Genomic DNA, 19381 nt, shown 5'->3' with positions numbered 1-19381 from the left:
GGTTCATACTGCGGCAGCGAATCATTTATGAGGCCATAAATGTCGTTGCCGCGTCTTTCTCTGACGGATGCCCGCCATCTTCACCTTGCGGCCCAGGGGCTGCTGAAAAAAACACGCCGCCGGGCAACGCCTGCAGATATTCTTCCCACCATTTCGCGCATGTCTTTACTGCAAATCGATACCATCAATATTGTCGCGCGTAGCCCCTATCTGGTGCTGTTTAGTCGTTTGGGCAATTACTCGCCCCAGTGGCTGGATGACTCACTCCTGCAGGGCGAATTGATCGAATACTGGGCGCATGAGGCCTGCTTTTTGCCACGCAGCGACTTTATGCTGATCCGCCACCGCATGCTGGCCCCGGAGAAAATGGGCTGGAAGTATCAAGCGGTGTGGATGAAAGAACATGCGCAGGAGATCGAGCAACTGCTCCAGCACATCCAGCATAACGGAGCAGTACGCTCTGTCGATTTTGAGCATCCGCGCAAGGGTGCCAGCGGCTGGTGGGAATGGAAACCGCACAAACGCCATCTTGAAGGCTTGTTCACTGCCGGGAAAGTCATGGTAGTTGAACGGCGTAATTTCCAGCGCGTGTATGATTTAACCCATCGCGTCATGCCGCACTGGGATGATGAACGCGACCTACTTTCACAGGAAGATGCTGAAAGCGTCATGCTGGATAACAGCGCCCGCAGTCTGGGGATTTTTCGCGAACAGTGGCTGGCAGACTATTACCGACTGAAGCGCCCGGCGCTAAAAAGCTGGTGTGAGGTGCGCAAAGAACAGCAACAAATTATTCCTGTCGACGTTGAAGGGCTGGGAACGCTATGGCTGCATAGTCACCTTCAGCCGCAGTTGGAACAGGCGCTGGCGGGTAAATTAACGGCGACCCATAGCGCTGTTTTATCGCCTTTTGATCCGGTGGTTTGGGATCGTAAACGGGCAGAGCAGCTATTCGACTTTAGCTATCGGCTGGAATGCTATACGCCAGCGCCGAAACGTCAATATGGTTATTTTGTCTTGCCGTTGCTGCATCACGGGCAGTTGGTTGGGCGGATGGATGCCAAAATGCACCGCAAAACGGGCGTACTGGAGGTTATTTCGCTGTGGTTGCAGGATGGCGTCAAACCAGGGGGCACTTTGCGAAAAGGATTGTTTCAGGCGATTGATGATTTTGCCCGCTGGCAGCAGGCAACTCGCGTAACGCTGGGGCGCTATCCTGAAGGTTTATTTGCTGATGCACGCCATGGTTGGGAAATAGACCCAGCCCTGTAAGCGATTATGTTAATATTTACGGATTCACAATCCGGTCCATCTGGAGGAACTATGGATCATCGTCTGCTTGAAATCATTGCCTGCCCGGTATGCAATGGCAAACTCTGGTTTAACCAGGAAAAACAGGAACTGATTTGTAAACTGGATAACCTTGCTTTCCCACTGCGTGATGGCATTCCCGTGTTACTGGAAACCGAAGCCCGCATTCTGACTGCTGATGAGAGTAAATCATGAGTTTTGTGGTCATTATTCCTGCGCGTTATGCGTCCACTCGTCTGCCGGGCAAGCCGCTACTGGATATCAACGGCAAGCCAATGATCGTGCATGTCCTGGAGCGTGCGCGTGAATCTGGAGCCGAACGCATCATCGTTGCGACCGATCACGAAGATGTTGCTCGCGCGGTAGAAGCGGTAGGCGGTGAAGTATGTATGACTCGCGCGGATCACCAGTCCGGTACGGAGCGCCTGGCGGAAGTTGTCGAGAAATGTGGCTTTAGCGACGATACCGTTATTGTGAACGTCCAGGGTGATGAGCCGATGATCCCGGCGGTCATTATTCGCCAGGTCGCTGAGAATCTGGCGCAGCGCCAGGTTGGTATGGCGACCCTTGCAGCCCCGATTCACAGCGCGGAAGAGGCCTTTAATCCGAATGCGGTAAAAGTTGTTCTGGACGCCGAAGGGTATGCGCTCTATTTTTCACGCGCGACCATTCCGTGGGATCGTGACCGTTTCGCCAAAAGCCTGGAAACGGTGGGTGACACCTTCCTGCGTCATTTGGGTATTTACGGCTATCGTGCCGGGTTTATCCGCCGCTATGTTAACTGGCAGCCCAGCCCGCTTGAGCATATTGAAATGCTGGAGCAGTTACGCGTGCTGTGGTACGGCGAAAAAATTCACGTTGCCGTCGCAAAAGAAGTCCCCGGAACCGGCGTAGACACTGCCGAAGACCTTGAACGCGTGCGCGCTGAAATGCGTTAGTTTTTCTCATGACACTCCCCCCGGTGATGCGAATTTTTGGGAGGAGTGTCGTATCGTTACGTTTTCCCTCCACTTTTCTTTTCATCAATTGATCTCATCCGGGTGACATCTGTCTGCACGACGCTCATTATGAAAGCAGTAGCATTAATGAGGGCAATCTGAAATGGAACAGTTGCGTGCCGAACTCAGCCATCTGCTGGGCGAAAAACTCAGTCGTATAGAATGCGTGAATGAAAAAGTGGATACGGCCCTGTGGGCACTGTACGACAGCCAGGGAAATCCAATGCCGCTGATGGCAAGAAGTTTCACTACGCCGGGTATGGCGCAGCAGCTGGCATGGAAAACTTCGATGCTGGCGCGCAGTGGAACGGTACGTATGCCCGTTATTTATGGAGTCTTAACGCACGAGGAGCATCCCGGTCCCGATGTGCTACTGCTTGAACGTTTACGCGGGGTGCCGGTTGAAGCGCCAGCCCGAACGCCCGAACGTTGGGAACATTTAAAGGATCAGATTGTAGAAGGTCTGCTGTCATGGCATCGGCAGGATAGCCGTGGCTGCGTGGGAATGGTGGATAATACGCAAGAGAATGTCTGGCCATCCTGGTATCGTCAACGAGTTGAGGTGCTGTGGACTACGTTAAGTCAGTTCAACAATACCGGGCTGACGATGCAGGACAAGCGGATCCTGTTTCGGACCCGCGAGTGTTTGCCCGCTTTATTTGAAGGATTCAATGATAACTGCGTGTTGATCCATGGTAATTTCAGTTTACGCAGCATGCTTAAAGACGCCCGTAGCGATCAGCTTCTGGCCATGGTGGGGCCCGGTTTGATGCTGTGGGCACCCAGGGAATATGAATTGTTCCGTTTAATGGATAATGCGCTGGCGGAAAGCCTGCTATGGCAATACCTGCAGCGCGCGCCAGTAGCGGAGTCGTTCATCTGGCGGCGCTGGTTATATGTGTTATGGGATGAAGTGGCGCAACTGGTTAACACCGGGCGTTTTAATCGTTCCAACTTTGACCTGGCTACGAAATCACTGCTGCCGTGGCTCGCCTGAACCTTTTAGCCACTGCCATATGCGCCCCAGCGTTTCGTAACCCGCGCGGTCGCTATGCATCAGCCAGACGGGTGAAGGAATCGCGCGTTCCCACGGATTAAGCGGAGAATCAATCGCTAACTGATTAGCTGGCGCTGGCAAAGGATGTAACCCGGCCTGCTGGAAGAAGATCATCGCTCGCGGCAAGTGTGAGGCTGAGGTTACCAGCAGGAACGGCGCGTTACCGATGGCCTGTTTTACCGCGGCGGCTTCTTCTTCGGTATCTTTCGGTTGATCCAGGGTGATTATTTCATCGGCTGGCACCCCCAGCGACTGCGCAACGCGTGCACCAGCTTCTGCGGTACTGACGTTATTAGTTTTTGCGGCAGCGCCAGTAAAGATAAGCTTAGATCCCGGGTTTGCGCGCCATAGGCGAATACCTTCACTCAGGCGTGGAAGGCTGTTGTTGATCAGGTTTGAACTTGGTGCCCACTGCGGATTCCAGGTATATCCGCCCCCCAACACCACAATGTACTCCACTTTTTGTTTATCCTGCCAGGTTGGATAACTATCCTCAATCGGTTTCAACAAGCTATCGGCGACGGGCTGCAAACTTAAAAGTAACAGCGCCAGCCAACTCAGGCTAATACACACTTTCCCTGTTTTTTGAAAACGGCTAAACCAGATCAGTGCCAGGCCTATACCCATCATAATTAGCATCAGTGGCAGCGGCAGCATCATACCGCCCATCACTTTCTTCAGCGTAAAAAGCATGCTTTTTGGTTCCTTTTTTAACCATACAGCAGGGGATCTGCAGGGATATTACACCAGGAAGGTTCCTTCTTGGCGTGGGTGTGACAAAATAGCGGTTTTACTTAGTCACCCTAAAGCCAGTATGTGGAGAGCCCGATGCGGGATCGCAATTTTGATGACATTGCAGAGAAGTTTTCCCGTAACATTTACGGCACCACCAAAGGTCAACTAAGGCAGGCTATCCTTTGGCAGGATCTGGATCGATTACTGGACTCGTTCGGTGAGCAAAAACTGCACATTCTGGATGCCGGTGGTGGTGAAGGGCAAACGGCCATTAAAATGGCAGAACGTGGACATTTTGTCACATTATGCGATCTGTCAGGCGAGATGATCGCTCGTGCGCAACAGGCGACAGAGGCAAAAGGTGTGAGCGGAAACATGCATTTTATACAATGCGCCGCTCAGGATGTTGCTTCGCATTTGGAAAGCCCGGTTGATCTGATATTGTTTCATGCTGTGCTGGAGTGGGTGACAGATCCGGTCGGCGTGTTGCAGAGTTTATGGTCAGTGCTGCGTTCTGGCGGCGCGCTGTCGTTAATGTTCTACAATGCTAACGGTCTGTTGATGCACAACATGGTCGCAGGGAACTTTGACTATGTTCAGGTGGGGATGCCGAAACGTAAAAAGCGTACGCTTTCACCGGATTACCCACGCGATCCGGGGCAGGTCTACCAGTGGCTGGAAGAGATCGGTTGGCAAATTACCGGTAAAACGGGCGTCCGCGTGTTTCATGATTATCTGCGAGATAAGCATAAACAGCATGACGATTACGAAATGTTACTTGAGTTAGAAACGCGCTATTGCCGTCAGGAACCGTATATCAGCCTTGGGCGCTATATTCACGTCACCGCGATTAAACGTCCGGCCCGAGCCGCAGATGCAAGGATAATTTATGAGTGAATTTTCCCAGACAGTCCCCGAACTGGTTGCCTGGGCCAGAAAAAATGACTTCTCCATCTCTCTGCCGGTAGACCGACTTTCGTTCCTGCTGGCTGTCGCCACACTGAACGGTGAGCGACTCGACGGCGAGATGAGTGAAGGTGAGCTGGTGGATGCGTTCCGCCATGTGAGTGATGCGTTTGAGCAAACCAGCGAAACCATCGGCGTGCGCGCCAACAACGCGATCAACGATATGGTGCGTCAACGTCTGCTGAACCGCTTTACCAGCGAGCAGGCTGAAGGCAACGCCATTTATCGTTTAACGCCGCTCGGAATTGGCATCACGGATTACTATATTCGACAGCGCGAATTCTCTACGCTGCGTCTTTCCATGCAGCTGTCAATTGTTGCCGGTGAACTGAAGCGCGCGGCGGATGCGGCGGAAGAAGGTGGCGATGAGTTTCACTGGCATCGCAACGTCTACGCGCCATTGAAATATTCGGTGGCGGAGATTTTCGACAGCATCGATCTGACTCAGCGCATCATGGATGAACAGCAGCAGCAGGTAAAAGACGATATCGCGCAGTTACTGAACAAAGACTGGCGAGCGGCGATTTCCAGCTGTGAACTGCTGCTTTCTGAAACGTCTGGTACGCTGCGTGAATTGCAAGATACGCTGGAAGCGGCAGGGGATAAGCTACAGGCTAACCTGTTACGCATTCAGGACGCCACGATGACGCATGACGATCTGCATTTTGTCGACCGGCTGGTGTTTGACTTACAAAGCAAGCTCGATCGCATTATCAGTTGGGGCCAGCAATCTATTGATTTGTGGATCGGTTACGATCGACATGTGCATAAGTTTATCCGTACCGCGATCGATATGGATAAAAACCGCGTCTTTGCCCAGCGTCTGCGCCAGTCTGTGCAGACATACTTTGACGAACCGTGGGCGCTGACCTATGCCAACGCCGATCGTCTGCTGGATATGCGCGACGAAGAGATGCTACTGCGTGACGAAGAGGTCACTGGTGAGCTTCCGGCCGATCTGGAATACGAAGAGTTTAACGAAATCCGTGAACAGCTGGCGGCGATCATCGAAGAACAGCTGGCTATCTACAAATCCAGACAAACACCACTGGATCTCGGTTTGGTCGTGCGCGAGTATCTGGCGCAATACCCACGTGCTCGTCACTTCGACGTTGCGCGTATTGTTATTGATCAGGCGGTACGTCTTGGCGTAGCGCAAGCAGATTTCACCGGACTGCCCGCAAAATGGCAGCCGATTAATGATTACGGAGCCAAGGTACAGGCGCATGTCATTGACAAATATTGAACAAGTGATGCCGGTAAAGCTGGCGCAGGCGCTGGCGAACCCGTTATTTCCAGCGCTGGATAGCGCCTTACGTTCAGGCCGACATATCGGCCTGGATGAACTGGATAATCATGCCTTCCTGATGGATTTTCAGGAATATTTTGAAGAGTTTTACAGCCGCTATAACGTGGAATTGATCCGTGCGCCGGAGGGGTTCTTCTACCTTCGTCCACGTTCAACGACGCTCATTCCCCGTTCGGTTCTGTCTGAACTGGACATGATGGTCGGTAAAATTCTTTGTTATCTCTACCTCAGCCCGGAACGCCTGGCGAACGAAGGGATTTTTACCCAGCAAGAGCTGTATGACGAGCTGCTGACGCTGGCGGATGAAGCCAAACTGCTGAAGCTGGTGAACAACCGTTCAACCGGTTCGGACGTTGATCGCCAGAAACTCCAGGAAAAGGTTCGTTCTTCGCTAAACCGCCTGCGCCGTTTAGGCATGGTGTGGTTTATGGGTCATGACAGCAGCAAATTCCGAATTACGGAATCAGTCTTCCGCTTTGGCGCGGATGTGCGCAGCGGTGACGATCCGCGCGAAGCACAGCGTCGCTTAATTCGTGATGGCGAAGCGATGCCGGTCGAGAACCGCCTGCAGCTCAACGATGAGCCCGAAGAGAATCAGCCGGACAGTGGAGAAGAAGAATAATGATTGAACGCGGTAAATTTCGCTCACTTACGCTGATTAACTGGAATGGTTTTTTTGCCCGTACGTTCGACCTTGATGAACTGGTTACCACGCTGTCAGGCGGTAACGGTGCGGGTAAATCCACTACCATGGCGGCATTTGTTACGGCGCTTATCCCTGACTTGACCCTGCTGCATTTTCGTAACACCACCGAAGCCGGTGCAACCAGCGGTTCACGTGATAAAGGCCTGCACGGTAAGCTGAAAGCGGGTGTCTGTTACTCAATGCTTGACGTCCTCAACTCGCGCCATCAGCGTGTGGTCGTGGGTGTGCGTCTGCAGCAGGTTGCTGGCCGCGATCGTAAAGTGGATATCAAACCGTTTGCCATTCAGGGACTGCCGATGTCCGTGCAGCCAACCCAACTGGTAACGGAAACACTGAATGAACGCCAGGCGCGCGTGCTGCCCCTCTCTGAGCTGAAAGAGAAGCTTGATGAGATGGAAGGCGTGCAGTTTAAGCAGTTCAACTCGATAACCGATTATCACTCGCTGATGTTCGATCTGGGCATCATCGCCCGTCGTCTGCGCTCAGCCTCAGACCGCAGTAAGTTCTATCGCCTGATTGAAGCATCGCTGTACGGCGGGATCTCCAGCGCCATTACCCGCTCGCTGCGTGACTACCTGCTACCGGAAAACGGTGGGGTGCGTAAAGCGTTCCAGGATATGGAAGCTGCGCTACGTGAAAACCGCATGACGCTGGAAGCGATTCGCGTAACCCAGTCTGATCGCGACCTGTTTAAGCATTTGATCAGCGAGGCGACCAACTATGTGGCCGCAGATTATATGCGCCACGCCAACGAACGTCGTATCCATCTTGATAAAGCGCTGGAATATCGCCGTGAGCTGCATACCTCACGCAAGCAACTGGCCGCAGAGCAGTATAAGCATGTGGATATGGCGCGTGAACTGGGTGAGCATAACGGCGCTGAAGGCGATCTGGAAGCCGATTATCAGGCTGCGAGCGATCACCTGAATCTGGTGCAAACCGCGCTGCGTCAGCAGGAAAAAATTGAACGCTACGAAGCGGATCTCGAAGAACTGCAGGTTCGTCTCGAAGAACAAAATGAGGTGGTCGCGGAAGCCGTTGACCGCCAGGATGAAAACGAAGCCCGCGCGGAAGCCGCCGAACTGGAAGTAGATGAGCTAAAAAGCCAGCTTGCCGATTACCAGCAAGCGCTGGATGTCCAGCAAACGCGCGCCATCCAGTACACTCAGGCGATTCAGGCGCTAAATCGGGCGAAAGAGCTCTGTCACTTACCGGATCTGACGCCCGACAGTGCTGTCGAATGGCTGGAGACGTTCCAGGCGAAAGAGCAGGAAGCCACGGAAAAACTGCTGACGCTGGAACAAAAAATGAGCGTGGCACAAACCGCGCACAGCCAGTTCGAGCAGGCTTATCAGCTGGTGGCGGCTATCAACGGTCCGCTGGCGCGCGGTGAAGCCTGGAGCGTGGCGCGCGAACTGTTGCGGGAAGGTGTTGAGCAGCGCCATCTGGCGGAGCAGGTTCAGCCGTTACGTATGCGCCTCAGCGAGCTGGAGCAGCGTCTGCGCGAACAGCAAGACGCCGAGCGTCTGCTGGCTGAATTCTGCAAGCGTCAGGGTAAACAGTTCGACATCGATGAGCTGGAAGCGCTGCACCAGGAGCTGGAAGCACGTATCGCCGCCTTGTCTGACAGCGTCTCTTCTGCCAGCGAACAACGTATGACGTTGCGTCAGGAGCAGGAGCAACTTCAGTCTCGTATCCAGCATCTGATGAAGCGTGCGCCTGTCTGGCTGGCCGCGCAAAATAGCCTGAACCAGCTTAGCGAGCAATGTGGCGAAGAATTTACCTCCAGCCAGGACGTCACCGAGTACCTGCAACAGTTGCTGGAGCGCGAGCGTGAAGCCATTGTTGAGCGTGATGAAGTCGGCGCGCGCAAAAATGCGGTTGATGAAGAGATTGAACGTTTAAGTCAGCCGGGCGGGGCGGAAGATCAGCGTCTGAACGCGCTGGCGGAACGCTTCGGCGGCGTTCTGCTGTCTGAAATCTATGACGATGTTAGCCTTGAAGATGCGCCGTACTTCTCTGCGCTGTACGGTCCTTCGCGTCATGCTATCGTGGTGCCGGATCTGTCGCTGATCACCGAACAGCTTGAAGGACTGACGGATTGTCCGGAAGATCTCTATTTCATCGAAGGGGATCCTCAGTCGTTTGATGACAGCGTTTTCAGCGTTGATGAGCTGGAAAAAGCGGTAGTAGTAAAAACCGCCGAGCGTCAATGGCGTTATTCCCGCTTCCCGACGGTGCCGATTTTTGGTCGTGCCGCGCGCGAAAGCCGTATCGAAACCCTGCATGCCGAGCGTGAAGGGCTGTCTGAACGTTTTGCAACGCTCTCCTTTGACGTCCAGAAAACCCAACGTCTGCACCAGGCGTTTAGCCGCTTTATCGGCAGCCATCTGTCGGTGGCGTTTGAAGCCGACCCGGAAGCGGAAATTCGTCAACTGAATGGCCGTCGCGTTGAACTGGAACGTGCGCTGACCAATCATGAAAATGATAATCAGCAAAGCCGTATGCAGTTTGAACAGGCGAAAGAGGGGGTTTCTGCTCTTAACCGTCTGCTGCCGCGTTTGAATCTGTTGGCAGATGACACGTTGGCCGATCGTGTGGACGAAATTCGTGAGCGTCTGGATGAAGCTCAGGAAGCGGCGCGTTTTGTGCAGCAGCACGGCAATCAGTTAGCCAAACTGGAGCCGATGGTTTCGGTTCTGCAAAATGACCCTGAGCAGTTTGAACAACTGAAGGAAGACTACGCATATTCCCAGCAGATGCAGCGCGATGCGCGTCAGCAGGCTTTTGCCCTGACCGAAGTGGTGCAGCGCCGGGCGCACTTTAGCTATTCCGACTCGGCCGAAATGCTGAGCGGTAACAGCGATCTAAACGAAAAACTGCGTGAACGTCTTGAACAGGCGGAAGCTGAACGTACCCGCGCCCGTGAAGCTTTGCGCAGCCACGCCGCGCAGTTAAGCCAGTACAATCAGGTCATGGCGTCGCTGAAAAGCTCGTACGACACCAAAAAAGAGCTGCTTAACGATTTACAACGTGAACTGCAGGACATTGGCGTTCGCGCGGACAGCGGTGCCGAAGAGCGTGCGCGTATCCGTCGTGATGAACTGCATGCGCAGCTCAGTAACAACCGCGCTCGTCGCAACCAACTGGAAAAAGCGCTGACCTTCTGCGAAGCGGAGATGGATAACCTGACCCGCAAGCTGCGCAAGCTGGAACGCGATTATTTTGAGATGCGCGAGCAGGTGGTTACTGCGAAAGCGGGATGGTGTGCGGTAATGCGAATGGTGAAAGACAACGGTGTTGAACGTCGTCTGCACCGTCGTGAATTGGCGTATCTGTCCGGTGATGAACTGCGCTCTATGTCGGATAAGGCGCTCGGCGCGCTGCGTCTGGCCGTTGCGGATAACGAACATCTGCGCGATGTGCTGCGCATGTCTGAAGATCCAAAACGTCCAGAGCGTAAAATTCAGTTCTTTGTCGCGGTTTACCAACATCTGCGTGAACGTATTCGCCAGGATATTATCCGTACCGACGATCCGGTTGAAGCCATCGAACAGATGGAGATTGAACTGAGCCGTCTGACGGAAGAATTAACCTCCCGCGAACAGAAGCTGGCGATCAGCTCTCGCAGCGTGGCGAATATTATTCGTAAGACGATCCAGCGCGAACAGAACCGTATTCGCATGCTGAACCAGGGGCTGCAAAGCGTGTCGTTTGGCCAGGTAAACAGCGTGCGTCTGAACGTCAACGTACGTGAGACCCATGCCACCTTGCTGGACGTACTTTCCGAGCAGCATGAGCAGCACCAGGATCTGTTTAACAGCAATCGTCTGACCTTCTCTGAAGCGCTGGCGAAGCTGTATCAACGTCTGAATCCGCAGATTGACATGGGACAGCGTACGCCGCAAACCATAGGTGAAGAGCTGTTGGACTACCGTAACTATCTGGAGATGGAAGTTGAGGTAAACCGAGGTTCTGACGGTTGGCTGCGTGCTGAATCAGGCGCGTTGTCAACGGGGGAAGCGATCGGTACCGGGATGTCTATTCTGGTGATGGTCGTACAAAGCTGGGAAGATGAAGGGCGTAGACTGCGCGGGAAAGATATTTCTCCTTGCCGTCTGCTGTTCCTTGACGAAGCTGCGCGACTTGATGCGCGCTCTATCGCGACCCTGTTTGAACTGTGCGAACGTCTGCAAATGCAGCTGATTATCGCCGCGCCGGAAAACATCAGCCCGGAGAAAGGCACAACCTACAAACTGGTGCGTAAAGTCTTCCAGAACACTGAACACGTTCACGTGGTTGGTCTGCGTGGGTTTGCGCCTCAGTTACCTGAGCCGCTGCCAGGGACCGAAGATGCCTCGTCGCAGGCGAGCTGAATAAAAAGGCGGTCAAATGACCGCCTTTCTTCTTTTCCGAAAAGTCTCAATTGCAGGTGCAATTTCTTTTAACTTCTTTACATTATACCAGGTAAAACATTGGCGAAGTTTATATACTGAAGTTAAGCCTGACGGGTATGCAGGCTTACTCGTCATACTTCAGTTGTATTGGCGTCTACAGGCGTTCCACACCCGGTTAATGGTGCCTGGCTATAGAGTATGATAAAGAAAACAGGGGGCAAGGGATGTTGCTTAATAAAATGTATGGTCGTCGGCTGTCGGCAATCAGTTTGTGCCTGGCCGTAACATTCGCTCCACTGTTCAATGCGCAGGCCGATGAGCCTGAAATGATCCCTGGCGATAGCTCAGCGAGCGTCAGTGAACAGCCAACAGCGTTATCGCAACCGCAGGTACAATCTTCCGCGACGGCTATCATGGCGGGAATTCAACCGCTGCCGCAGGGCGTGTCCGTTGATCAAGCCCGCGCCGAATTACAATCTCAACTTCCAGCGGGCTTCACGCCGGTTTATATGAACCAGCTGGAACTGCTGTATGCCGCACGCGAAATGAAACCGATGTGGGAAAATCGTGATGCGGTAAAAGCCTTTCAGCAACAGTTAGCCGAGGTGGCGATTGCCGGGTTTCAGCCGCAGTTTACCTCCTGGGTTGCGCTTCTGACTGACCCGGCAGTGTCCGGCCAGGCGCGAGACATTGTGCTGTCTGATGCAATGATGGGATATCTGCACTTTATAGCCAATATTCCCGTTAAAGGAAATCGCTGGCTCTATAGCGATAAGCCCTATGCGCTGACGACGCCGCCGATTTCTGTGATCAACCAGTGGCAGGTCGCGCTGGATAACGGCCAACTGACGTCGTTCGTCGCCAGCCTGGCGCCACAGCATCCGCAGTACGCCGTAATGCATGACTCACTACTCAAGCTGGTGAGCGATACGCAACCCTGGCCACGGTTAACCAGTACCGCGACGCTGCGTCCGGGAGAGTGGAGTAACGACATTCCCGCGCTGCGTGAAATTTTGCGCCGTACTGGAATGCTGGGGTCTGCCGTCAGTACGTCTGCTAAAGAAGGACGTAGCGCTTACGATCGTGAACTTGTCGACGCGGTAAAGCGGTTTCAGACATGGCAGGGACTTGGCGCCGATGGCGCGATTGGCCCTGCGACGCGTGACTGGCTGAACGTAACGCCTGCTCAGCGTGCGGGAGTGCTGGCGTTAAATATTCAACGCTTGCGCCTGCTGCCGAGCGATCTGTCTACCGGTATCATGGTAAACATTCCTGCCTACTCGCTGGTTTATTATCAGAACGGAAATCAGGTGCTAGCCTCGCGCGTTATCGTCGGGCGCCCCGATCGTAAAACGCCGATGATGAGCAGTGCGCTGAATAATGTGGTCGTTAACCCGCCGTGGAATGTGCCGCCGACGCTGGCCCGAAAAGATATCTTGCCTAAATTATGGAATGATCCGGGGTATCTTGAACGCCATGGCTATACCGTGATGCGCGGCTGGAACAGTAAAGAGACGATAGATCCGTGGCAGGTTGACTGGGCCACCATCACCGCCTCTAATTTGCCGTTCCGCTTCCAGCAGGCTCCGGGTGCACGTAACTCGCTCGGGCGCTATAAATTCAATATGCCGAGTTCGGATGCTATTTATCTGCACGATACGCCGAACCACAATCTGTTCCAGAAGGATACGCGGGCGTTAAGCTCCGGCTGCGTACGTGTGAATAAGGCATCTGAGTTAGCGAATATGCTGCTACAGGATGCGGGATGGAATGATACGCGCATCTCGGATGCCCTGAAGCAAGGGGATACGCGATACGTGAATATCCGGCAGAATATTCCGGTTAACCTCTATTATCTGACCGCATTTGTTGGCCCGGATGGCCGCACGCAGTATCGTACAGATATTTACAATTACGATCTGACAGCGCGATCCAGTGCACAAATTGTGTCAAAAGCTGAACAATTAATCAGATAAATGAAGCAGTTCGAGGAAAATGATTGTCGTAAGTTATGCGGGAAACGGGGCGGAATGGCTGTAAGCCCCGTGTTTCCTGGGGTTGGGAGCCTTGACGTGGACTACTTAGCCAGATAAGGTTTCTCGCGTGCGCTAGAGCATACATACGATAACATTGACCTTGTAGACCTTAATACCATGGACAAATTTGACGCTAATCGCCGCAAACTGCTGGCGCTTGGTGGTATTGCCCTCGGCGCTGCCATCCTGCCTACGCCCGCGTTTGCCACTCTTTCCACCCCACGTCCGCGTATATTGACTCTGAATAACCTGCATACCGGTGAGTCAATAAAAGCAGAGTTTTTTGATGGCAGGGGCTATATTCAGGACGAATTAGCAAAACTTAACCACTTTTTCCGTGATTTTCGGGCAAATAAAGTGAAATCCATTGACCCGGGATTGTTTGATCAACTCTTCCGTCTGCAGGGCCTGCTGGGCACGCGTAAACCCGTACAGCTAATCTCAGGCTATCGCTCTATCGATACCAATAACGAACTCCGTGCACGCAGCCGGGGTGTGGCAAAGAAAAGCTACCACACTAAAGGCCAGGCCATGGATTTCCATATTGAAGGCATCGCATTAAGCAATATTCGCAAAGCTGCGTTATCTATGCGCGCAGGTGGTGTAGGATACTACCCCAGCAGTAACTTTGTGCATATCGACACCGGGCCTGCCCGGCACTGGTGATCCATAAGCTTAATGAAACAGGAGCTGTATGAACTATCGTATTATTCCGGTCACTGCATTCGCCCAGAACTGCTCGTTAATCTGGTGTGAGCAGACTCGTCTGGCCGCGCTGGTCGATCCCGGCGGTGATGCCGAGAAAATCAAACAGGAAGTGGATGCCAGCGGTCTGACGCTTATGCAGATTCTGCTTACCCACGGTCATCTTGACCATGTAGGGGCAGCGGCTGAACTGGCACAGCATTATGGTGTTCCGGTTATTGGTCCGGAAAAAGAAGATGAGTTCTGGTTACAGGGACTCCCAGCTCAGAGCCGCATGTTTGGCCTGGGCGATTGTGAGCCGCTGACGCCCGATCGCTGGCTGAATGAAGGCGACAGAGTAAGCGTTGGCAACGTGACGTTACAGGTACTGCATTGCCCGGGCCACACGCCGGGACATGTGGTTTTCTTTGATGAGCAATCAAAGTTAATGATTTCTGGTGATGTGATTTTCAAAGGCGGCGTAGGGCGCAGCGATTTTCCACGCGGAGATCACAACCAATTGATTGATTCGATTAAACGTAAACTTTTACCATTGGGTGATGACGTGACGTTTATTCCGGGTCACGGCCCACTTTCTACACTGGGTAACGAACGGCTACATAACCCGTTCCTGCAGGATGAAATGCCCGTCTGGTAACACCGCAGATAAATAAAAAGGCCGCGATTGCGGCCTTTTTTATGCGCGATAAATTACAGTACTGCGACAATCGCTTCGCACAGCGGTGCCATGTTATCTGGCGTCATTCCTGCGACGTTTACACGCCCGGAAGCGACGGCATAGACACCAAACTCTTCACGCAGACGCAGAACCTGTTCTTTTGTCAGGCCGCTGAAAGAGAACATGCCGTTCTGTTTGATGATAAAGCTGAAGTCGCTGTTCGCACCTTTTTCCTGCAGCGTATTCACGAACAGTAAACGCATGCGCTGAATGCGTTGGCGCATATCAGTCAGTTCCTGTTCCCAGATAGCCCGCAACGCGTCGTTGCTCAGAATCGTGGCAACTACGGATGCTCCGTGGGCTGGCGGGTTGGAATAGTTAGCGCGAATGGCGGATTTCATCTGACTAAACGCACGGTCGACGGTTTCAGCATCAGCTGCAACCAGCGTACAGGCGCCTACGCGCTCATTGTAAAGACCAAAGTTCTTGGAGTAGGAACTGGCGACAATCAGCTCTTTGTGCAGCGCGGCGAACGCGCGCAGACCTTCGGCATCTTCTTCCAGACCGCGGGCAAAGCCCTGGTATGCGAAGTCAAACAGCGGCAACCATCCTTTTTCGACAGAAAGCTGAGCCAACGTTTGCCACTGTTCAAGCGTAGGATCGATACCGGTTGGGTTATGGCAGCAGCCGTGGAACAGTACTACATCGCCAGCCTGCGCTTCGCTGAGGCTTGCCAGCAGCGCATCAAAGTCTAATGAGTGGTTCGCTGCATCATAATAGTTGTATTCACGAACTTCCAGACCGGCAGAATTAAAGACGCTCTTATGGTTCGGCCAGCTTGGATTGCTCACCCATACGCGTTTAGTCGACGTATTTTTTGCGAGGAAATCAGCTGCCACTCGCAGTGCGCCAGTGCCGCCAGGAGTCTGTGCTGTACGTGCGCGCTTATCAATGATAAGCGAACTCGTTTTACCAAACAGTAATTCCTGAGTGCAACGACCAAACTCTGGAATACCGTCAATGCCAAGGTAATTTTTGGTGGTTTCATTTTCCAGTATATATTGCTCGGCTTTTTTAACGCTGGTCAGTACTGGCGTTTTGCCTGTCTCATCTTTATATACACCGATCCCGAGGTTTATTTTTCCAGGGCGATCATCGGCACGAAACAAATCAGCCAGACCCAAAATGGGGTCGGCAGGAGCAGCGGTAATGTTCTCAAACATGACGAGGTTCCATAGTGATTACAGAAGGGAAGTCCGCTATCAGGTTAACGGTAGATTTACAAAATGCCAACCGTTACTGGCGAAAAGCTGAGGTGTTTTTTTAAGACGCAAGAATCCGCTGGCAGATATAAAAAAACAGGACCGAAGTCCTGTTTTTAAGGCATTTAACAAAGAGGTCTGCTATTAGAACTGATAAACGATACCAACTGCAACGATGTCGTCAGAGTTCACGCCCAGTTTGTTGTCAGAATCGATTTGGTTAATCTTGTAGTCAACATAGGTGGACATGTTTTTGTTGAAGTAGTAGGTCGCACCTACTTCGAAGTAATCGACCAGATCCACATCACCGATACCTTCTACGTCTTTCGCTTTAGACTTGTTGTAGGAGAGGGACGGACGCAGGCCGAAATCGAACTGGTACTGAGCAACGACGAATACGTCTTCAGTTTTGTTCGCAAAACCGCTGTTACCAGCACCTGAGATGCGGGTCGCGTTACGGGTTTCACCGTAGTTAGCTGCCAGGTAGATGTTGTTAGCATCGTATTTCACGCCGGTCGCCCACTGCTCAGCTTTTTTACCGCCATTGCCGTAGAAAGAGTTTTCCTGCGCGTTGGTGCGGTCAGCTGCGCCGTAAGCACCCACGATACCGAAACCATCCATTTCGTAGCTTACAGAACCGCCAACGCCGTCGCCGTTAGAGCGACCGGTATTGCCATCACGTTCGTTTTTACCCAAATACTGGATACCGAAGTTCAGACCGTCAACCAGACCGAAGAAGTTGGAGTTACGGTAGGTTGCAACACCACCAACACGACCAACGAAGAAGTTGTCGCTGTATGCGGTATCACCACCAAATTCTGGCAGCATATCGGTGTAACCCAGAGCATCGTAAACGATACCGTAGTTACGACCGTAGTCGAAAGAACCCAGGTCTGCGTATTTCAGACCAGCGAATGCCAGACGGGTTTTGTTGCCGTTCTGAGCGTCACTACCGCCTTCAGAGTTGTTACCGGCAAAGTTGTATTCCCACTGACCGTAACCGGACAGCTCGGAGTTAATCTGAGTTTCCCCTTTGAAACCAAGACGAGCATAAGTCTGATCGCCATCGTCAGCAGCGCTGTCAGAAAAATAATGCAGACCAACGGTTTTACCGTAGATATCCAGCTTGTTACCATCTTTGTTGTAAACTTCTGCAGCGTTAGCTGCCCCGGCTACCAGCAGAGCAGGGATAACCACTGCCAGAATATTGCGCTTCATCATTATTTATTACCCTCATTGGTTTTTATATGACACCTGCCACTGCCGCCAATAAATTCCGTCAATTAAAATTTACGGAACTATTGATGAGAGTTTGGTGTCTTTATGTGTCTGACAGGCATCTTTCCATTCAAACTATCGTTTCGCTACCGTCAAAGTGCTACAAATATAAAGATTTGGTTTCAGAAAGAAAAAATGTGTAACAAAATGTTGTTTTTGTGCAACTTTGTGAACAACGTCAAACTTCAGATGTCTCTGCACTAAAATTCACCGCTTTTAATTCTATTTATATGATTTTCTTATGTTTAATTTTGATAAGGCATTTTTTGCTGTGTTGCATCGCAAAGATCCGGTTTTCCAGATGGCTATTTTTGGACGTCTGGAATGCTGTGCGCGTGGTCATAAAATGTACTATTTAATCAGAAAATGCTAATCCACAATAAAAGTGCTGATTTTTTTTTGTGCGAATGTGTTGCGGTGAAATAATAAGTAACAGGAAAAGGGAAAGTTGTGTTTTAAGTGAAGAGTCCCATCGTGGGGAAACGGGTACAAAAAAGGCCAGCAGTGCTGGCCTTTGAATCAAACATTCAGGTTTAGAAAGTGGCGTTACGCGGTGTACGCGGGAATGGGATAACGTCACGGACGTTTTGTACGCCAGTAACGTAAGCGATTAAACGCTCAAAGCCCAAACCGAAGCCGGAATGCGGAACGGTACCGTAGCGACGCAGGTCGCGATACCACCAGTAATCTTCTTTATTCAGACCCATTTCCAGCATGCGGGCATCCAGTACGTCCAGACGTTCTTCACGCTGAGAACCACCGATGATTTCACCGATTCCCGGAGCCAGAACGTCCATTGCCGCAACGGTTTTACCGTCTTCATTAAGGCGCATATAAAACGCTTTGATATCTTTCGGGTAGTTTTTAACTACGACCGGCGCTTTAAAGTGCTCTTCAGCAAGATAACGCTCATGCTCGGAAGAGAGATCCACACCCCAATAAACCGGGTTTTCGAACTTTTTGCCGCATTTTTCCAGAATGCTCACCGCGTCGGTATAGTCCACTTGCGCGAAGTCAGCGTCAATAAAACGTTCCAGACGCGAAATCGCATCTTTGTCGACACGTTCAGCGAAGAATTTCATATCATCCGCACGCTCTGCCAATACGGCTTTGAACGCGTATTTCAGCATCGCTTCAGCCAGACCTGCAACATCGTTCAGGTCGGCGAACGCCACTTCGGGTTCCAGCATCCAGAACTCTGCCAGGTGACGACTGGTGTTAGAGTTTTCCGCACGGAAAGTCGGACCAAAGGTATAAATTTTGGACAGGGCGCAGGCGTAAGTTTCGCCGTTTAACTGACCGGAAACGGTCAGGAACGCTTCCTTACCAAAGAAGTCTTTATCGAAATCGACTTTACCCTGATCGTTACGCGGCAGGTTTTCCAGATCCAGCGTAGAAACACGGAACATTTCACCCGCACCTTCCGTATCGGAAGCGGTGATCAGCGGAGTCGATACCCAGAAGAAACCCTGCTCGTGGAAGAAGCGATGCAGCGCTTGCGCCAGCGTATGACGTACGCGCGCTACCGCACCAATCATATTGGTACGCGGACGCATGTGCGCCACTTCACGCAGATATTCAATGCTATGACGCTTAGCCGCCATTGGGTAGGTATCAGGATCTTCAACCCAGCCCGCGACTTCAACCTCAGTGGCCTGAATTTCAAAGCTCTGTCCTTGCCCAGGGGATGCAACGACTTTACCCGTTACAATAACTGAACAACCTGTCGTCAGGCGCAGTACGTCCTGATTGTAATTGGGCAGAGAATTATTGATGACGGCCTGTACAGGATCAAAGCAGGAACCGTCATAAACGGCGAGGAAGGAGATGCCAGCTTTTGAATCTCGGCGGGTACGCACCCATCCGCGCACGGTGACTTCGCTGTCAACGGCTACGCGGCCCTGGAGTACGTCGGCTACAGGCACAACGCTCATAATATTCTCTCTGTTAATAGTCGGATATA

The 19381-nt window shown here is 52.2% G+C and carries 15 protein-coding genes; 11 read left to right on the top strand and 4 right to left on the bottom strand.

What is annotated here, in order from left to right:
• Nucleotides 1-39 precede the first annotated feature (39 nt).
• From OGX99_RS23095 to OGX99_RS23080, 4 genes are all read left to right on the top strand, one after another.
• Nucleotides 40-1272, top strand: coding sequence for a winged helix-turn-helix domain-containing protein (locus tag OGX99_RS23095; protein WP_286545194.1), 1233 nt, complete (start codon nucleotides 40-42; stop codon nucleotides 1270-1272).
• 51 nt (nucleotides 1273-1323) lie between these two features.
• Nucleotides 1324-1506 carry a protein YcaR gene (gene ycaR, locus OGX99_RS23090; RefSeq protein WP_151217924.1) on the top strand — a complete coding sequence of 61 codons (183 nt, stop codon included), beginning with the start codon at nucleotides 1324-1326 and terminating at the stop codon, nucleotides 1504-1506.
• Entirely contained in the window at nucleotides 1503-2249 is a 747-nt protein-coding gene (gene kdsB / locus OGX99_RS23085; protein WP_016152452.1) for a 3-deoxy-manno-octulosonate cytidylyltransferase, read from the top strand. Before ycaR ends, kdsB begins: the two co-directional genes overlap by 4 nt.
• Before the next feature lie 163 nt (nucleotides 2250-2412).
• Entirely contained in the window at nucleotides 2413-3306 is an 894-nt protein-coding gene (locus OGX99_RS23080) for a YcbJ family phosphotransferase (protein WP_151217925.1), read from the top strand.
• Here OGX99_RS23080 and elyC read toward each other — a convergent pair.
• A complete protein-coding gene (elyC, locus tag OGX99_RS23075) occupies nucleotides 3283-4059 on the bottom strand; it encodes an envelope biogenesis factor ElyC (protein ID WP_187252716.1) in 777 nt (258 codons plus the stop codon). The two genes, OGX99_RS23080 and elyC, sit on opposite strands and share 24 nt — an antisense overlap.
• 135 nt (nucleotides 4060-4194) lie before the next feature.
• On the opposite strand from elyC, the gene cmoM reads away from it, so the two are divergent.
• From cmoM to OGX99_RS23040, 7 genes are all read left to right on the top strand, one after another.
• Nucleotides 4195-4998 (top strand): tRNA uridine 5-oxyacetic acid(34) methyltransferase CmoM, encoded by an 804-nt coding sequence (gene cmoM, locus OGX99_RS23070; RefSeq protein WP_210904894.1) that lies wholly within the window; start codon nucleotides 4195-4197, stop codon nucleotides 4996-4998.
• Nucleotides 4991-6313 (top strand): chromosome partition protein MukF, encoded by a 1323-nt coding sequence (gene mukF / locus OGX99_RS23065; protein ID WP_151217928.1) that lies wholly within the window; start codon nucleotides 4991-4993, stop codon nucleotides 6311-6313. The genes cmoM and mukF overlap by 8 nt, the downstream gene beginning before the upstream one ends.
• Nucleotides 6294-6998, top strand: coding sequence for a chromosome partition protein MukE (gene mukE / locus OGX99_RS23060; RefSeq protein WP_016152457.1), 705 nt, complete (start codon nucleotides 6294-6296; stop codon nucleotides 6996-6998). Before mukF ends, mukE begins: the two co-directional genes overlap by 20 nt.
• Complete coding sequence (mukB, locus tag OGX99_RS23055) at nucleotides 6998-11458, top strand: chromosome partition protein MukB (RefSeq protein WP_187259758.1); 4461 nt, start codon at nucleotides 6998-7000, stop codon at nucleotides 11456-11458. Before mukE ends, mukB begins: the two co-directional genes overlap by 1 nt.
• 245 nt (nucleotides 11459-11703) lie before the next feature.
• Nucleotides 11704-13455, top strand: a complete 1752-nt coding sequence (gene ldtD / locus OGX99_RS23050) for a L,D-transpeptidase (RefSeq protein ID WP_151217929.1) — start codon at nucleotides 11704-11706, stop codon at nucleotides 13453-13455.
• A 177-nt stretch (nucleotides 13456-13632) separates the two neighbouring features.
• Entirely contained in the window at nucleotides 13633-14181 is a 549-nt protein-coding gene (gene mepK, locus OGX99_RS23045) for a peptidoglycan L,D-endopeptidase MepK (RefSeq protein WP_003831948.1), read from the top strand.
• A gap of 28 nt (nucleotides 14182-14209) precedes the next feature.
• Complete coding sequence (locus OGX99_RS23040; RefSeq protein WP_151217930.1) at nucleotides 14210-14857, top strand: MBL fold metallo-hydrolase; 648 nt, start codon at nucleotides 14210-14212, stop codon at nucleotides 14855-14857.
• A 53-nt stretch (nucleotides 14858-14910) separates the two neighbouring features.
• Here the strand turns inward: OGX99_RS23040 and aspC are convergent, their stop codons facing one another.
• From aspC to asnS, 3 genes are all read right to left on the bottom strand, one after another.
• On the bottom strand, nucleotides 14911-16101 hold the full coding sequence (gene aspC / locus OGX99_RS23035; RefSeq protein ID WP_151217931.1) for an aspartate transaminase: 1191 nt from the start codon (nucleotides 16099-16101) through the stop codon (nucleotides 14911-14913).
• A 183-nt stretch (nucleotides 16102-16284) separates the two neighbouring features.
• Nucleotides 16285-17361 carry a porin OmpF gene (gene ompF, locus OGX99_RS23030; RefSeq protein ID WP_016149871.1) on the bottom strand — a complete coding sequence of 359 codons (1077 nt, stop codon included), beginning with the start codon at nucleotides 17359-17361 and terminating at the stop codon, nucleotides 16285-16287.
• Nucleotides 17362-17951: 590 nt separating this feature from the next.
• Nucleotides 17952-19352, bottom strand: a complete 1401-nt coding sequence (asnS, locus tag OGX99_RS23025; protein ID WP_151217932.1) for an asparagine--tRNA ligase — start codon at nucleotides 19350-19352, stop codon at nucleotides 17952-17954.
• Between the last annotated feature and the right edge of the window lie 29 nt (nucleotides 19353-19381).

Source organism: Citrobacter sp. Cu096 (assembly GCF_030332285.1).
Lineage (GTDB): Bacteria > Pseudomonadota > Gammaproteobacteria > Enterobacterales > Enterobacteriaceae > Citrobacter > Citrobacter meridianamericanus.
The sequence above is the reverse complement of the archived record's forward strand: the minus strand, read 5'-3'. Positions and strand labels throughout refer to the sequence as shown.

Coding starts and splice junctions, on each gene's coding strand:
- ompF (WP_016149871.1), bottom strand. CDS start 17,361: ATGATGAAGCGCAATATTCTGGCAGTGGTTATCCCTGCTCTGCTGGTA.
- ldtD (WP_151217929.1), top strand. CDS start 11,704: ATGTTGCTTAATAAAATGTATGGTCGTCGGCTGTCGGCAATCAGTTTG.
- mukB (WP_187259758.1), top strand. CDS start 6,998: ATGATTGAACGCGGTAAATTTCGCTCACTTACGCTGATTAACTGGAAT.
- asnS (WP_151217932.1), bottom strand. CDS start 19,352: ATGAGCGTTGTGCCTGTAGCCGACGTACTCCAGGGCCGCGTAGCCGTT.
- mepK (WP_003831948.1), top strand. CDS start 13,633: ATGGACAAATTTGACGCTAATCGCCGCAAACTGCTGGCGCTTGGTGGT.
- OGX99_RS23040 (WP_151217930.1), top strand. CDS start 14,210: ATGAACTATCGTATTATTCCGGTCACTGCATTCGCCCAGAACTGCTCG.
- aspC (WP_151217931.1), bottom strand. CDS start 16,101: ATGTTTGAGAACATTACCGCTGCTCCTGCCGACCCCATTTTGGGTCTG.
- elyC (WP_187252716.1), bottom strand. CDS start 4,059: ATGCTTTTTACGCTGAAGAAAGTGATGGGCGGTATGATGCTGCCGCTG.
- kdsB (WP_016152452.1), top strand. CDS start 1,503: ATGAGTTTTGTGGTCATTATTCCTGCGCGTTATGCGTCCACTCGTCTG.
- ycaR (WP_151217924.1), top strand. CDS start 1,324: ATGGATCATCGTCTGCTTGAAATCATTGCCTGCCCGGTATGCAATGGC.
- cmoM (WP_210904894.1), top strand. CDS start 4,195: ATGCGGGATCGCAATTTTGATGACATTGCAGAGAAGTTTTCCCGTAAC.
- OGX99_RS23080 (WP_151217925.1), top strand. CDS start 2,413: ATGGAACAGTTGCGTGCCGAACTCAGCCATCTGCTGGGCGAAAAACTC.
- OGX99_RS23095 (WP_286545194.1), top strand. CDS start 40: ATGTCGTTGCCGCGTCTTTCTCTGACGGATGCCCGCCATCTTCACCTT.
- mukF (WP_151217928.1), top strand. CDS start 4,991: ATGAGTGAATTTTCCCAGACAGTCCCCGAACTGGTTGCCTGGGCCAGA.
- mukE (WP_016152457.1), top strand. CDS start 6,294: ATGTCATTGACAAATATTGAACAAGTGATGCCGGTAAAGCTGGCGCAG.